Source organism: Panacagrimonas perspica (genome assembly GCF_004364935.1).
Lineage (GTDB): Bacteria > Pseudomonadota > Gammaproteobacteria > Nevskiales > Nevskiaceae > Panacagrimonas > Panacagrimonas perspica.
This window is the reverse complement of sequence record NZ_SOBT01000008.1, coordinates 1513427-1529079: the sequence shown is the minus strand read 5'-3', so window position 1 is coordinate 1529079 and position 15653 is coordinate 1513427. Positions and strand designations below refer to the sequence as shown.

Annotated in this window: 15 protein-coding genes; all 15 read right to left on the bottom strand. The window is 68.0% G+C overall.

The genetic code is table 11. The features are described 5' to 3' along the window. Positions 1–337 precede the first annotated feature (337 nt). The 15 genes from DFR24_RS06950 to DFR24_RS06885 all read right to left on the bottom strand — a co-directional run bounded on the left by DFR24_RS06950 (position 338) and on the right by DFR24_RS06885 (position 15609). Entirely contained in the window at positions 338–1441 is a 1104-nt protein-coding gene (locus DFR24_RS06950; protein ID WP_133880566.1) for an AgmX/PglI C-terminal domain-containing protein, read from the bottom strand. Continuing rightward, positions 1438–1998, bottom strand: coding sequence for an ExbD/TolR family protein (locus tag DFR24_RS06945; protein ID WP_133880565.1), 561 nt, complete (start codon positions 1996–1998; stop codon positions 1438–1440). Before DFR24_RS06945 ends, DFR24_RS06950 begins: the two co-directional genes overlap by 4 nt. A 1-nt stretch (position 1999) precedes the next feature. Continuing rightward, positions 2000–2506, bottom strand: coding sequence for an ExbD/TolR family protein (locus DFR24_RS06940; RefSeq protein WP_162851087.1), 507 nt, complete (start codon positions 2504–2506; stop codon positions 2000–2002). A gap of 40 nt (positions 2507–2546) precedes the next feature. Then, positions 2547–3257: a MotA/TolQ/ExbB proton channel family protein gene (locus tag DFR24_RS06935; RefSeq protein ID WP_133880563.1), complete on the bottom strand. Its 711-nt coding sequence runs from the start codon at positions 3255–3257 to the stop codon at positions 2547–2549. Between the two features lie 13 nt (positions 3258–3270). Then, on the bottom strand, positions 3271–3759 hold the full coding sequence (locus DFR24_RS06930; protein WP_133880562.1) for a hypothetical protein: 489 nt from the start codon (positions 3757–3759) through the stop codon (positions 3271–3273). Between the two features lie 71 nt (positions 3760–3830). Then, a complete protein-coding gene (locus DFR24_RS06925) occupies positions 3831–6992 on the bottom strand; it encodes a tetratricopeptide repeat protein (protein WP_162851086.1) in 3162 nt (1053 codons plus the stop codon). Then, positions 6989–8860 (bottom strand): tetratricopeptide repeat protein, encoded by a 1872-nt coding sequence (locus DFR24_RS24365; protein ID WP_162851085.1) that lies wholly within the window; start codon positions 8858–8860, stop codon positions 6989–6991. Before DFR24_RS24365 ends, DFR24_RS06925 begins: the two co-directional genes overlap by 4 nt. A gap of 1 nt (position 8861) precedes the next feature. Continuing rightward, entirely contained in the window at positions 8862–9383 is a 522-nt protein-coding gene (locus DFR24_RS06920) for an AraC family transcriptional regulator (RefSeq protein ID WP_210772350.1), read from the bottom strand. Between the two features lie 2 nt (positions 9384–9385). Beyond that, positions 9386–10513, bottom strand: coding sequence for a DUF3570 domain-containing protein (locus DFR24_RS06915; RefSeq protein WP_133880560.1), 1128 nt, complete (start codon positions 10511–10513; stop codon positions 9386–9388). After that, a complete protein-coding gene (locus DFR24_RS06910) occupies positions 10504–10728 on the bottom strand; it encodes a DUF4266 domain-containing protein (RefSeq protein WP_133881502.1) in 225 nt (74 codons plus the stop codon). The genes DFR24_RS06915 and DFR24_RS06910 overlap by 10 nt, the downstream gene beginning before the upstream one ends. Positions 10729–10741: 13 nt before the next feature. Then, entirely contained in the window at positions 10742–11245 is a 504-nt protein-coding gene (locus DFR24_RS06905; RefSeq protein WP_246051539.1) for a TlpA family protein disulfide reductase, read from the bottom strand. A gap of 13 nt (positions 11246–11258) precedes the next feature. Further along, a complete protein-coding gene (locus DFR24_RS06900; RefSeq protein WP_133880559.1) occupies positions 11259–11969 on the bottom strand; it encodes an outer membrane beta-barrel domain-containing protein in 711 nt (236 codons plus the stop codon). 16 nt (positions 11970–11985) lie between these two features. Beyond that, complete coding sequence (locus tag DFR24_RS06895; RefSeq protein ID WP_162851084.1) at positions 11986–12771, bottom strand: SH3 domain-containing protein; 786 nt, start codon at positions 12769–12771, stop codon at positions 11986–11988. After that, on the bottom strand, positions 12761–13297 hold the full coding sequence (locus tag DFR24_RS06890; protein WP_133880557.1) for a hypothetical protein: 537 nt from the start codon (positions 13295–13297) through the stop codon (positions 12761–12763). Before DFR24_RS06890 ends, DFR24_RS06895 begins: the two co-directional genes overlap by 11 nt. After that, entirely contained in the window at positions 13294–15609 is a 2316-nt protein-coding gene (locus tag DFR24_RS06885; protein ID WP_133880556.1) for an HzsA-related protein, read from the bottom strand. Before DFR24_RS06885 ends, DFR24_RS06890 begins: the two co-directional genes overlap by 4 nt. Between the last annotated feature and the right edge of the window lie 44 nt (positions 15610–15653).

Here is a 15653-nt window from a genome sequence, read left to right as displayed (position 1 = left end):
TGGCGGCCAATGCCTGTCGGAAGATAAACCACGCGCGGCTGAGCGGTGGCTTTATGGCGGGTGGTTGGCGTGCCGTGGAAGGATTAACCGGCAGCACAAAGTTTTGGTGCGCGGGGCGCACCCTACGGGTTACGACGCGATGCGTCTTGGGTCGATCGAGTCGCAGCGGTAGGCCTTGCCACCGGTGGCAAGGGCGTAGGAGTCCACGAGCAGGACGGTGCCGCTTTCGGGAGGAAGAAGGCCTGGGCACGATCACTCTGCTCGCGGGCCCGCGAACCCACCCTGAATCGAGTGGAGAGTGAATCGGTCTTCGCACCCGCCATCGGCGCGGCGGCCGTCAGCTCGGGAAGAAATCGATCGGCTTGGTCGTGGTCACCGGTGCGACGTTGCGATCCTCGAAGCGGAACATCATCACGCGCTTGACCAGTTGCGCCTTGAACTCGGCGGCCTCGAATTCCATGGACACGACGCGGCAGGCCGTCACGGTGCCGTTGGGCTGGATCGTGAGTTCGAGCACCAGCTTGCCCTGCAGGCCGGGGTCGCCGCGCAGCGCGCGGTTGTAGAGCGCGTAGATCGCCCCCTTGTTCTGGTCGAAGATCATCTCGATCTCCTCGCGGCTGCGCGCCCCGGAGCCGGCGCCCGAACCCGGGCCGGCGCCCGAACCCGGGCCGGTGCCCGTGCCGCCGCTGCCGGTACCACTGCCACCGCCCGCGCCACCGGCACGGCCGTTGCCGATGCCCGGACCGGCGCCGTTGCCACCGCCGCCGTAGCCAGCGACCTGCGTCGTGCCGCGACCGGCCAGGCCGCCGCCGCCGGTGCCGCGACTCAGCGCCGCCGTGTTGATGCCACCGCTCGACTGACCGGCCTTGGCCGTGATCAGCGCGCGCTCCGAGCCGGCCCCGGGTGCGTTGCCGCCATCGAACTCCGCCGTGCGGTCGGGACGCGGCGTGCCGGTGAGGTCGGGCCGGCCGGTGATGGCCTTGGAGGCGACCGACGAATCGCGCAGCGAGGACAGCTGGCTCGCGAGGTTGCCGATGCCGGCGGCGTTGGCGCGTTCGCGCGCCGTCGGTCCCGGCGTCGGCGAGCCGGAGCGCTCGGCCGTGCGGGTCTCCTTCTGGACCGGCGGCGGCTTCTGCGTGGGCGGAGCAACCGGCCTGGGCGGCGTCACCGATGGCGCCTGCGCAGGCGAAGGCGCGGTGACGGGCTTGGGCGCGATCGTCACCGGCGGCCTGGGTTTGAGCAGGAGCTGGATCGGCAGCGGTGGCGGCGCGATCTGCGGACGCAACATCGACGGCGCCGGCAGCCACGCGATCAGCGCACTGAGGATCAGCACCAGCGCGAGCACCGTGAGCTGGATGCGGCGGAAGCGTCGATCCTGCTGCGCCCACTGGTCCCAGGGCAGTTCCATCGCGAACGAGGGCAGGGCGACGGCGCTGCTCATCGGGGCGCGAGGCTCACGACCGGTTGCGAAGAGGACATGGCCACCGGCGTCGCGCGCTGCAGCACGGCCAGCGAGATCCCTTCGAACCCGGCATCAGCGCAGGTCGCCAGCACCTTGCGCAGCAACTGGTAGGGAATCTCGCGATCGCCCATCACCGTCAGTTCGCGGGGCGCGGGTTCGGCCGTCGCCGGGCTGGCCACGACGACGGCTGGATCCGCCTGCGGCAGGGCGTCGAGCGCGCTGTGCAGCGAGGCGATCAGCGGCTCGGTCGACGCGAGAACGTCGGCCACCTTCGCCACCGGCGTGCCTTGCACCAGGATCTCGTCGCGGCTGATCGAGACGATCACCGCATCGCGCGTCTCGGCCAGCGCTGACGACTCGGGCAGCCTCACGTCTTTCGACTCCGGCAGCTTCTCGGTCTGCGTCAGGTTCAGCAGCAGGAAGAAGACCAGCACCGTGAAGATGTCGATCAGCGAGATGATGTTCAGGTGCATCGGCCGCGGCTTGTTGCGGCGGCGACGGCCCGACGACGACGGCGTGGCGGCGGCGACGTGCATGTCAGCGGGCGAGGGCAGCCGCGTCGCCGATGGCGATGCGCGGGAACAGTTCGGGCGGCGCCTCGCCGAAGATCGCCGGCATCGGCTGCGCGCGCACGACGTCCATGATCTGCACCAGGCGATCGTAGGAGACGTCGGGATCGAGCAGCACGCTGGCTTCGTTTTCGTCGGGGTACTGCGTCTTGAGCGCGATCAATTCGGCGGAGAGGCGTCCAAGGTCCGGCGCATCGCCGACGTTCGGGATCTTCGCGATCGAACCACGGTTGCGATCACCGATCTCGATCGAGCCCTGACGCACCGTGACTTCCAGCAGCAGCAGCTTCTCGGCCGGTGTCGGCGCCGATGCGCTGCCCGCGGCGGGACCTGGAAGGCGCAGGTCCAGCACCGAGGCATGCGAGAACGCCACGTTCACCAGCAGGAACGTGACGAGTACGACCATCGGGTTGATGAAGGCGGTGAGCTGAAGCTCGGTGCCTTGGATCTTGTGGCGTGCGCGGCGGACACTCATTCGCGTGCTCGGGAAGTGCTGTCGTCGTGTCGCGATCCGCTCACGCTGGTACCAGCGTCGCGGCGCCGGATTCGTCCGCGGCGCGCGGTGCCGCGGTGCCCGGGACCTTGCCAGTGGAGAGGCTGCGCTCGGCTGCCGCATCGAGGAGCTTCGACGAGGCCGAGTCGAGGATGTCGACGATCTCGCTGGATCGCGACTGCAGGAACGAGTGGACGACCATCAGCGGGATCGCGACGAGCAGGCCGAACGCCGTGCAGTTCAGGGCTTCCGAGATCGAGGACGACAGCAGCCCCGCCTTCTCGGCAGCGCTGACCTGGCCGACCGCGGCGAAGGCGTGCACCAGGCCCATGATCGTGCCGAGCAGGCCGAGCAGCGTGGCCACGTTGGCGAGCATCGAGAGGTAGTGCGTGCGCTTCTCGACCATCGAGATCGTGTCGGCGACGCTGCCGTCGAGGCTGCGCTGCAGATCGTCGCGCGGCCAGCCCTGGCGGATGCGGCCGATGCCGTAGCGCAGCAGGCCGGCGAGGGCGGCCTCGGAACCCTGGGCCGAACGATCGGCGCCGTCGAGGTTGCCGTCGATCAACTGCGGCGCGACGCGCTGCCACAGCGCCGTGTTCTTCGCGATCGTCCGCTTCAGATACAGCCAGCGTTCGACGGTCACCGCGATGCCGAAAGCGGCCGTCGCGGCAATCGGAAACATGAAGATGCCCCCGTTCTGGAAGAACCGCAGGATCCCGCCAAAGAATTCCATCGCATCTACTCCTTCACTTCGATTCGGTTGTCGCGGCAGCGGGAGCCGCTGTCGCCTGCAAGTCGTTTTCGTAACGCAGTTGCCGTCGCGTCTCGCCGCGGTCCAGCGGTGACAGCGCCTCGTCCACCAGCGACATCGAGGGCCGTCCCGGCATGCCGCTCTTGTCGGGCCGCTTCCACGGCACGATGTTCAGCACCTTGGGCAGGCCCTGTTGTCCCTTGATCGTCGTCGTGTCCAGCGGCAGCGGATCCTTCTGAATCTGCGCGGGCCTCGTGTCCTGCTTCGTTGCGGGCTTGGCCGGCGGCGCCTCGGCAGCGTGGACATTCAGCGACAGAACGCCGAGAGCCAGGGCGAGCCAGCCGATGCGCGGCGCCGTTCGTGCGACTGTCGTTGTTGGCCGTCTTGTTTGCGCCAGAACGGCTAACGCAAAGGCGCAAAGGGAAAAGAAAGGACGCAAAGAAGAGGAAAGAGAAGGGCCATCTCTTCGCGACAGGCTGATCACGAACAGTCTTTGCGTCCTTTCTTTCTTTTCTTTGCGCCTTTGCGCTCGCCGTTCCGTTGTTCCACTCGCCCTCATGATCCGGCCCCCTTCGAACTCACGGCGGCCGCGCGCTTGCGCAGTGCATCGATCCAGCTCTTCACCTGCGGATCGGACTGATCGAGCAGAGCCTGGAAGGATTCGTAGTTGCGGATCGCCTCGGCGGGCTGTTCGAGATAGAGCTCGTTGAGCACGGCGCGGTCGTAGAACGCGCGTGCGTACTTGCCGTCGGCGGCCTGAGCCCGTGCGAACGCCGCGTCGGCGTCGGTGAAACGTCCCTCGGCCGCGAGCGCCTGGCCGAGCTGGAACTGGGCCGGCGCGGACGTGGGGTTCTGCGTAGCCAGGGCCTCGAGTGCTGCGCGTGTCTGGGACGGCGACGGTCCACGCGGCGGTCGCGCGTAGCGGCCCGGCACCAGCGACGCCAGGCTCGTGTAGCTGTTGCGCACCCAGGCGTCGTACAGCCCGCTGCGTGCGCGACGAGCGTTGGCCTCGTGCAGCTCGATGGCTTTTTCCTCGAACGGAAATGCCTGCTCCTGCACGATCAGATCGTATTCGGCGAGCGCCTGCGCATCGAGCTTCTTCGGTCGCTCGGAGTCGTACAGCGACTGGGCGAGCGCCTGGTAGATCTCGCCGAGCCGGAACGTGGATTCGGTGAGCGCGTCGGCCACGCCGTAGTCGGCGGCGCGCCCGTAGGCGGCGAGGGCGGTCTCCATCTGCGCCTTCTTGCGCTTCAGGCTCTTGTCCAGCGGTAGCGTCAGGCGCGTGGCCGTGAACGCTTCGCGCAGCGGATCGGCCAGCCGCAGCGCCGCCTGTGCGGCGAGCCAGCGCGAACGGTCGTTGCGCTGGGTGCCGGCGGCCGCGTCGTCGGCGATCTGGCGTTCGGCCAGTTGCTTTGCGGCGGTGGCGTCGTGACGCGCCACGGCGAGCCCGAGCAGGCGATGACGGGCTTCGAGCACGCCACCGAAGTTGTCCGGAAAGCGGGTGATGAACTGCGTCAGCAGGCGCGTCTGGCCGGCCTCGTCCTTGCGCGACGCGTACAGCTTCGCGGCTTGCTGCAGGGCTTCCTGCTGCTCGGCGCGCGGCGTGGCCTTGTCGTTGGCGATGTCCTCGAAGGCCTTGGCGGCAGAACCTTCGTCCCTGGTTTCGATGTAGGCCAGCGCCAGGCGCGCGGTGGCCGCGGACGCGAGCGGACTGTCGCGATGCGCCGACGCGAAGCGCTGCAGGATCGGTACGGCGTCGGCTGCGCGACCGGCGGCGAGGTAGGTCTGCGCGGCCTCGTAGTCGGCGGTGGCCACCGTCGGCGAGTCGGGCGTGATGCGACCGACGCGCAGGAAGGCGGCGGCGGCCTCGTCGACCTCGCCGGCCTCACGCGCCTTCTCGCCCTGCAGGTAGATCGCCGCCGCCAGGTGCTCGCGCAGCTCGGGATCCTTGCGATTGGCCGCCAGGTCCAGGCGGGTGGCTTCCAGGTAGGCCTTCTCGGCGCCTGCGTAGTCCTTGGCATCGACGCGTGCATGGCCGAGCACGCGCCAGGCCGCGCGGCGCTGATCGGGTGTCGCGGATGCCGACGTCGTGACGGCGGTGGCGGCGTTCGCGGCGTCGGTGGCGGCACCGCCGGCGAGCAGACCTTCGGCGGCGCCCAGCCGGGCAGCGGCGGCTTGCTGGTGAGCGGGGAAGGCCGCGGCGAAGCGCAGGCCGGCGTCGAGGCGACGGCGATGCCAGGCCTTCGCGTCGTCGCCGGACAGCTTGGCTTCGTTCTTCTCGTAGGCGAGCAGCGCGGCGTACCCCGCCTCCGCGCTGTGTGCGTGAGGCGGAAATTCGTAGGCCGAGGATTCGTAGGCGAGCAAGGCCTGGGCGTAGTCGCCCTCGTCGTACAGCACTTCGCCGAGCAGGAACTGGGCTTCCGGGATTCGGGCGTCCTTCGGGAAATACGCGCGGTACCGTCGGTAGCCGTCGGCCGCCGAGGCGTACTCGCGCCTGCGGTCTTCAGCCGACAAGGACTTCGATTGGGCGAGCGCGTGGTGCTGTTGCGAGACCTTCCACGTCGAATCGCGCAGGACCGCGAGCGTCGACGCATCCGGCGGCGCCTTCTGCGCTTTCCAGTACGGCTGGTCCGGCCCGAAGTGCTCGACGTACACCGCGCGTGCGGCGATCGCCTGATCCGGGAAATTGCCCTGGTCGAGTGCCGCGATGGCGCGTTGCTGGAGACCCTGCGAGCGTGCATCGAGCGGATGGCTTTCGACGTAGCCGGAGAACACGCCGGCCGCATCGGACCATCGCTTCTGCTCGAGATACTGGTCCGCGAGACTCAGGTACACGAGGTGCTCGTAGGGAGCGGCGCCACCGTTCTTCGCACGCTCCGACATGGCCTGCTGGAGGCTGCGAAGGCCTTGCTCGAACGAGAAGGACAGCGATGTCGCGCGCAGGCTGTCGTCGACGAGTTCGCGGACCGCCACCGGCATGCTCGCGACGACGCCATCGACCGATGCCGGCGCAACGCCCTCGAAACGCGCGTCGAGCAGCGACAGGAAGGCGCGCACCGACGCGTCGTGCCGATCCTGGCGGAACAGCGACCAGCCCAGCTTGTAGCGGGCGGGCTCCCGGAACGTGGGCTTGTTCGGCAGCGCGAGCACGGCCTCGTAGGCACGCTGCGCCTCGGCGAAGCGCTTGTGACCGAACAGCAGCTCGCCGCGGCGAAACTGCACCTCGTCGAGATTCGCGGCCTTCGGATAGCGTGACACCAGCGTGTCGAGCGAGGACAGGGCGCCCAGCGAATCGCCGCCGCTGTCCTGTGCGCGCGCCAGTTGATAGAGCACCGCGTCGTTGCGCGGATCGTCGGGATAGCGTTCCAGCAGCTCGCGGTAACGCGCGATGGCGGCGGTGTAGGCCGAGGCGGGAAGTCGCGCATCGTCGGCGTCGAGCGCCGCGGCCTCGCCGTCCTCGAGTTCGAGATCGCCCAGCCGGCGCATCGCCTCGGCGGAACGCTCGGGATCCGCGCTCGGCGTCTCCAGGTACTTGCGGTAATGGTCGCGTGCGCCGGCGTCGACGCCGGTCAGCGGCGCATCGGGCGGCAGCTCGATGCTCTGGCTCGACAGGCTCTCGAGCGTCTTGGGTTCCTTGTCCTTCTTGGCCGCCAATGCGCTCGTCACCGTCAGCAGGCAGGCCAGTGTGATCGCGATGCGATGCAAGCTGTGGCTCATGGCGCAGGCGCCTTGACCGCAGCGCGGTCGTAGACCTGCGCGAGCGCGAAATGCGCTTCGGAGGAATAGCCGGCGAGTCGCTCCTTGTAGAGCGTCAGCTCGTCGGCCGCGATCTGTTGCAGCTCCTGCCGCTGGCGGGCGAGCAGCGCGTCGGTGCGCACGAGCAGGGCCGCGACACGCGGGCCCTGGGCGTCGATGCGCTTGCCGAAGCCGGCGAGCCGCGAGGGCTCGCTGGACTGTGCCTCGACCACCGACGTGCGCAGTGTCCGTGCTTCGGCCAGCGCCTTGTCGACGCGCGCCAGTTCGGTTCGCGTCTGCCACAGACGAACCGCATAGTCGTGACTGAGGTTCCATCGCAGCACGCCCTGCAGCACGCGGGCACGGTCGCGCAGGGCGTCGGCCTGTGGACCGGGCGCGAGCTGCGAGATCCGCTGCGAGACCCGCTGCAGCTGCGCCCATTGCGCGGCTTCCCGGGCGCTGGCCAGGCTGATCGGATCGCGCGTCTGCTCGACCGTCGAGAGGCGCGCGACCAGTGCTGCGCGACGCTCCATCGCCACGTCGATCGCGTTGCGCTCCATCGCCTGGCGCACCGCGGGAAGATGTTCCTCGTAGCGCATCTTCCGCGTGGCGAGCATGTCGCTGAACGTGCCCAGGTCGCGTGACCAGCGCTGCAGATTGGCGTGGACGAAACGAAGGTCGCGGTAGTTCTTCAGGCCTTCCTGGAACCCGCGGGTCGACATCAGGCGCACGAGGTAACGGGTCTCTTCGGTCGCCGGCAGCCGGTCGATCTGCCAGTTGCCGCCGAGGCTGTTCGGATTGTCGTCGGCAAACAGCTCGTCGAGCATCGCGCCGCTGTGGATGCGCTGGATGCTGCGGTCGAGATTGCGGCTCTCGACATCGAACGACGCGATCGCTTTTTCGTAGCGCTGGGCGGCCTGGCCGTAGGCCTTCAGGCCCATCATCGCGTACGGAATGGCGAGCATCGATTCCTGCACCGAAGGATCGAGCAGGTCGCGTTGTTGCAACTCCATCCAGGGCACCAGGGCCTCGCGATAGTGGCCCATCGCCGACTCGGCCCAGCCCAGTCCGAGCAGCGCCTGGTTCGACCACGGACCTTCGAGACGCACGCGGCGAAACGCCGTGCGCGCCGCCTCGTGCCGTTCGGTCTGGACCGCGGCGAAACCCAGCGCGAGGTTGGCGCGATCACGGATCGCCCGGTCCTCCTCGCTGCTGCCACCGGTCGTGCCGGCGATCTCCAACACCTTCAGGCCTTCGTCGATGCGCTCGGCACGCACCAGCGCGACGCCCTCGTTGAAGCGTGCGTAGCCGGCCCAGTCCTCACCGCCTTTCCAGTCGGCGAGTTGCGCCGCGGCTTCCGCGTAGCGCTGCTGCCCCATCAGCACCTGCGCCTCGAGCAGGCGGCGTTCGTCCTCGAGGCGGCCCGGCAGCTTGCCGGTGATGCGGCCGATCGAATCCTGGGCCCGGTCCACCGAACCGCGGTCGAACGACACCCGTGACAGGAAGAACCAGGCGCGATCGCGGATCTCCTGCTTGGCGCCGCTATCGAGCAGGGCCTGGAAGATCTGCGAGGCCTGCTGGTGCTGGCCGTAGCTGAGCAGCATGCCGCCCAGCAGCAGTTCGCCATCGGCGGCGTGCGGCTCGGCACGGCCCATCTGGCGCGCGGCGGTGAAGCCGACGATCGCGTTGAAGAAATCGTCCTGGTAGAAATGAAACAGCACGTCGCCGTAGTGCAGGTCGCGGATCTGTCGTCCTTCGCGCAGCACGCCGGGTTTCGGCTTGTCCGCAGCCGCGAGCGCAGCGCCGCCCGAAAGCAGCAGCGCGATCGCGAAGGCGAGCAGACGTCGCACGCTACTCCCAGATCCGGGTGACGAATTCGGGCTGCTGCTTGCGCTGCAGGTCGGAGATCTTCAGCTCGACGAACTGCGCGCCGATGCCCTTGTCGATCTCGAGCGTGGTGCCGCGACGGTAGTCGCGCTCGTGCGTGCCCTTGCCGTTGAACACCGCGACCAGCTCGTGCTTGCCGACCTTCAGGTTGCCCACGTAGAGCCGTTGCACGCCGCCCTTGAGCAGGGCTTCGGCCTCACGCTCGGTGTAGAGGTAGTGGGCCAGCTCCACGCCGTCGATCGACAGCTTCACCGAGTCCAGCGCGAAGAACAGGCCGACGTCCATCGACACGAACACCGCGACCTGCGTGTTGGCAGGGAACAGGAGGTCCTCCTGCAGCACGAAGAGGTCGCGGTTGATGTCGAGCACATCCTTCTTCAGGTTCTGTAGATCCTGGTCCAGGCCTGCGGAAGGGGCTTCGGCGCCGGGCGCGGCGACGCTGCAGCACAGCAGTGCGAGCGCGCTCAGGGACTTCGGGAAGTTCACGTTCAGTACCGGATGGTGAGGAAGGCCTGCGCGATGACGGCGTTGAAACTGTAATCGCCGCCGTCACGCACATCGGTGAAATCGCTGTACTGCAGGCGCATCAGATAACCCGCGGTGCTCAGGTCGATGCCGTTGAGGACATGCCCGCTCTCCCAGCGCGCCAGCGGCAACGTGAGCTTCGCGCCGAGCGTGTGGCCGGTGAAGCTGGCCAGCTCCTTGTCGCGCGCCATGAAATTCATCGGCTGGTCGAAGTCGTCGCTGTAGAACGAGGCCGCGCCCTGCACGTAGAAGCGGTACGAGGCGTCGACGATCCAGCCGCGCGGGAGTCGGTGGGTGGCGCCGACGCCGATGTTGAAGGCGTCGACTTCCCAGGTGTCGTGGTAGTAGCGGCCTTCGAGCCGCGAGGACCACGACTCCGACCAGGACTTCACGAGACGGGCGGACAGCGCGTGCCCGGTGCGTGTGCCCGGATAGATCTCCGGCACCGTTCCGCCCTGCACACGTGCAGAGCGGTAGGGGTTCTGCAGGTAGCCATCGTCCGCCGTGATCTCGTAGGCGAAGTTGCCGAGGAACGTCGGGTTGATGACCTGCGTCACCGACAGGCTGTAGACGTCGCGGTTGGCCTTCTCGGAGAACGGCGTGTGCACGCGGCCGACGTCGTCACGACCGCTCGAATATCCGAGTGCGACCGTGGTGCGGCTCTGGAACAGGTCCTGCGAGACGCCGAGCCGCAGCGTCCTGGCCTGGTAGTCGTTCTCGTCGCTGTCGGTGTACGAAACGCTCAGGCTGGTGTCGTGATGCAGCAGCTCGGCGCCGGCGCTGTACTCGGTGCGTTCCTCGGTGTACTTGCTGGCGTTGGTGACGACGTCGATCGACGCGCCGCTGATGCGGTCCACGTAGTAGCCGCCGGTCACCGACACGCGTTCCGCGAAGTTCTTCCGGACCAGCAGGGCGGGGCCCTGCACGGTCTGTCCGCCGCCGTCGTAGAGGTGGTACAGCGTGTCGGCGCGTTCTTCGGGCAGCACTGCCGCCGCGGCACGTTGGCCAGGCAGCAGCGCCAGCAGCGCCGGGATGCCGATGGCGAGGCGGTCGCGCAGCTTATGCCAGAAGCCGGACGCGATCAGTTGCATCCGCAGCCTCCACCGCCGGTGCCGGCGCCGCCGCGCGCACCTTCGCGCGTCTCCTGCACGTGCTGCAGGTGCGCATCGGAAACCGGATCGCGCGACAGCGACATCAGCGGATCGGCGAGCCGTTCGCGTTCGTACGGCATGACGGGCTTGTAGGCGAACTCGGCGCAGCCCGAGAGCAGGGCGGCGAGCAGCAGGCTGGAGACGACGGTCTTCATCACGATGGGCGTCCTAGTCCTTCAGCAGCAGGCGGATCTGGTCGAGGTAGTCGCGCTCGACGCCCGGCTGGTAACCCTTGTGCAGGTAACGCACGGTGCCGTCTCGGGCGATCAGCACCGTCATCGGCATCGAGCCGATGTCGTAGAGCTTGCTCACCGACTTGTCGTCGTCGAACAGCACCGGGAACGACACGCCGAGCGTCTTCGCCATCTCGGCGGCGCGGCCGCCGGCTTCGTCGACGTTGACGCCGAGCACCTGGAATCCCACCGGCTGGTACTGCTGGTAGATGCGATCGAGCAGCGGCATCTCTTCGCGACAGGGTCCGCACCACGTCGCCCAGAAGTTGATCATCACGACCTCGCCGCGCATCTCGGAAAGCCGGCGGTTCTTGCCGTCGAGACTGCGCAGCGCGAAATCGGGCGCCGGCTTTCCGGTCATGTCGGCGCTGGCCGGCGCCTGCGGTGTGCAGACCAGCAGACCGATCATCAGCGTGAGGATCACGCGAAGTCGATGCATCGGGGGGCTCCGCTCAGAAGAACGCCGCCACGCCGAGCGTGGCTTCGAAATTGTGGGTGAATTTGTCCTTGCCCAGGAGATCCGACTCCCACATGCGATCGCGCATCTCGAGTCGCAGGCTCAGCCAGTCCGTGGGCAGCAGCTTCAGGCCCATGCCGGCGTTGTAGGTGAGGTAGTGCTCGTTGTTGAACTGCGTGTCGCCGGCGCCGCCGAGCACGTACATCGTTGCGGAGATCGCGCGGCTGGAGCCGAGGAACAACTCGCCCGGCAGCAGGTTGTAGCCGATGTTCACGCCATAGGTGTCCAGCGAGACCGTCTTCTTGGGAAAGAACGGCTGACCGATCGTGCGGCGGATCTGGTCGGAGGCTTCGGAACGCCCGTACTCGGCCTCGACGAAGAAGTCCTCGGAGAGATGGTAGGCGGCGCGCACGCCGTAGATCGGGTGCGATTCGAGATCCTCGACGCTGAGCACGCCCAGGAACGTGCCCACCTCGTAGTTCTCCGTGTCGATGCGCGGGACGATGACTTCGCGGCGCGCCACGTCCGGATCGATCACCGGATCCAGCGTCCCTTCGCTGCTGATCACCGGTTCCTGCTTCACCGGCTCTTCGTCGACCGGCTCGTCCTTGGGCGCCCACATGCGGCTCCATAGTGCGCAGCCGCTCACCGAGAACGACAACAGCAGGACGACGGCGAGGTGTGGGAGCGCAGGACGGTAGGTCAAGGAAATTCCTGGAGCGTCAGAAGAAGAACGAGAAGCCAAGCTGCACCTCGTCGAAGCGATCGTTCTGGTCCTCGCTGGTCAGAGCGAGGTAGCGGGAGTAGTCGGCGCGCACGAGGAAATTGCGCGTCAGATAGACGCGCATGCCGGCGCGTGCGCCGAGCATCGTCGAGGACTTCGTGTCGATCTCGCCGACCAGCGTGGCGCGGTTGCGGTTGCGGAAATAGCCACCGCCGATGCCGAGGAACGGCGCGAAGCGCGCGCCGATCGGGTGTTCCACCAGCAGGCTGCCGAACAGCAACTGCGATCCGGAGTAGGCGCCGGAGATCTGCGACAGGCTGAGCTCGCCGGCCAGCCCCTCGACGAAGTGATAGCCGGCGCGAAAGCTCACGATCGGGTCGCCGTCGAACTGTCCGGCCGCGAACCCGACTTCCAGCGTCTGCGTCTCGAAATCGGCGAGCACGGCTTCACGCAGCGACGCGGAGACGCCGTCCGCCATCACGGCAGCCCGCATCTGTTCGATGCCGACCCAGCCGTCCTTGCCGCGCGCGGTGCGTACCTTGAACCAGGACGTGCGCCGCTTGAGGACCGTGACGGTCTCGCCGCGCTCGGCGACGTAGTAGATCGGGTAGCCGCGACCAGGGCCGGTGCGTAGTTCCATCAGCGCTTCGGCGACCGTCACCTGGACCTGCGGTTCGGACGGCTCCGCGGCGCGAACGCCTTGATGGAAGAGCAGGGCGGTCGCGAGCAGGAACGTCGCCGCAAGCGACGTGCGCGTGCCGGCCCGCGCCGGATCAATAGCCACAGGTCGACACATCCACCGGCACGCAGCTGCCGCAGACGCTCGCATTGGCATCGTCCACGCGCGTCGCGATCCAGTTCTGGATCACCGCGTGGCATTCGTCAGTGGTGCCGGGAAAGATGTCGCCGCCGGCGTGTCCGCCGATGGCGGCCGAACGGCCGGCCGTGGGCTTCTGCAGCAGGCGGCTGCCCGGCGGATCGTCGAGGTTGGCGAAGGATCGCGCCGAGAAGTAGTTGGCCATCATCTCGGCAGAGCCGGTGGTGGCACCCGGATGGATCTTGAATGCGCCGCCGGAGCCCGAAGCCTGTGAGTGGCAGCCGCCGGAAGAGCAGGTCGCGACGCCGGTGCGGCCGTTGAGCGCCGCATCGAAGATCGGATTCACGCAGACCTCGTAGTCGACGACGCAGAGCGTCGAGCCGCTGGCCTCGACCGGCTGCGGGTTCACCGTGTTGTCGCAGCCACCGAGCAGCAGGCCCGCCGCGAGAACGATGGATCCGGCCGACGCGCGCATCGCCAGGCCTCGCTTCACAGGCAGTCGCCGGAGGCGATCCAGTCGCGGATTGTCGTGTAGTCGGCTTCCAGCGGCGACATCACCGGCCGTGGCGGCGTGCCGATCTGCGGATGCGGATGGGCGCCCAGGTCGTTCGACGTCGGGCGCATCAGCAGCGGATTGGCCGGCGGGTTGCAGACGTTGTTCACCATCGTCAGCGTGACGTTGTAGTCGCCCTCGGTGTCGCCGGTGAGCACGAACTGGTTGCGCTCGAACGATCCCGGGTCACCACCGCCGTTGCCGACTGGCTGGTGGCACATGCTGCAACGCTCCAGCAGGATCGGGTGCACGTCCTCTTCGAAGATCGTCTCGTCGAGTCCCTTCACCCCGCGCGTGTTCGCCAGCGTGCGCGGCAAGCCGTTGAACGGGTCGTTGTAGTACTGGGCGCCGACGTCGGCCCATTCGGCGAGCAGGCGCAGCTCGCCCGGATTCATCATGCCGGCGTGGTTGACGGTGCGCGCCGGCAGCGGCGCGGAGGCCGTCAGTTCGCGCTCGAGCAGCTTCTCGAACAGCGGCGAACTGCGCGAGGAATCGCGGCTGCCGCCGGTCTTGACGATGGGATCGTCGCGCACCACTTCGATCTCGCCGTCGTCCTCGCGCACGATCGGCAGGCCGGTGTCCGGATCGAACTGCACCTTGCCCAGCGTCAGCGATTCGTACGACGTCAGGCGGCCGGTCCCCGAGACGACGCTGCGCAGGTCCAGGCCGGCGGACACCGGGTCGTCCGCGTTGGCGTTGTTGTGGCAGTTGGTGCAGGTGTTGAGCAGGCGCGCCGGATTCGTGAACAGCGGCGCGATGTGATCGGGGAAATTGATGACGCCGTTGACCGGCGTGGCCGTGGTCAGGCCCAAATAGGTCAGGGCCAGCGGCGCGTCCGCGGGGCGGCCGGCGGCGACCGGATCGGTCCAGACGTCGATGTACGTCATATCCGGCTTCAGGTTCATCTGCAGCGGGTTCAGGCGCGTGCGGGTTTCGGCCATCGACTCGCCCGGCTGCGGCGCGAGCACGGTCTGCGTGTTCGGATGGTTGCCAGCGATCGGCGTGACGTTGAGCGCCACGCCGCGACGCGGCGAGTGGCAGCCGTCACAGGTTCGCGTCTCGCCGGGGCGGACCTGCAACCAGTTGGTGTGCGTCTGGAAGGCCATGCCGTTGCTGTCGACGACGGCCAGCGTCAGCGGCGTATCCGAAGGCACCAGCAGTCGCGCGGAACCGTCGGGTTCCACTTCGGTGTAGCCGACGATCTGCTGCATCTCCATCTCGGTTTCGCCGATCGACTCGCGCGACAGGCCGGGCGGCGTGGGGACCGCCTTGGTCACGCGCAGGAAGCGGCCGGGGCGCTGAGCCGCCGTGGTCTGTGCGGGGTCCTTGAGCTTCGCAAGGTCGGGCACCGTGGCGTGGTGATGTCCGGCCGGTGCCGCGGTCTTGGGAATGACTTCGCCCGGTGCGAGCACACTGTCGCCCATCAGGTCCTGGTCGTCGGTGTCGTAGACGCTCTTGATGTTCAGCAGCCCCAGGCCGCGCGCCGCGAGGTCGGCATTGAGCGGCTTGTCCGGAATGACGTTGGGGAACGGGCGGGGCGCCACCGCGACCGCATCCACGTAGGACCAGCCTTCCGGCGGAATGGCGATCGGCCGCAGGGTCTGCTTGCCGATGTCGAACATGTAGACGCCGTACAGCGGCAGGCCCTCGACGCGCTCGACTTCACCGGTGAGCGGGTCGGTCTCGTTCACCGGGCGCGACGGCGACCAGCTCACCAGCGCGCGGTTCGTGCCGTCGTACAGCGGGTAGGGCGAGGTGTAGCGGCCGAAGGTGGCCGGCTCGTCGCGATCGTCGAAGTTCACGTTGTCGACGCTGAGCTGTTTCTGGCCGACGCCGGTGGTCTCGACTGCGGCGGGCTGGTCGTTCTCGGAGAAGTTCTGGATGTCGACGCTCATCAGTGCGCCGCCCAGGTTCGTCCCGGACAGCGGCATCAGGCTGGTCATGACCTTGCCGTCCGGCATCTCGCGAGGCTGCAGGAAACTGTTGCCCGGCGAGAACGCGCCATAGCGCACGAAGATGCTGGTGCCGTCCGGGTTGGCGAAGAAGATCGGGAAGTGGTTGCGATCACCCACGTGGTCCCAGCGCGCGAACATGATCTCGCCGGAACGCAGCACGGTGGGATTGCGGTCGTGGCTCTGGTTGAACGAGATCTGGTGGATGGCGGTGCCGTCCGCGTTCATCACGTGCAGCAGCGTGGCGCGCTCGCGTTCGTACTCGTCGAGGTGGGCGTAGGGTTCCGTGCCCTCGGCCACCAGCAGTTCCTTGCTGCGCGTCTGGCGGTTGGAACTGAAGACGA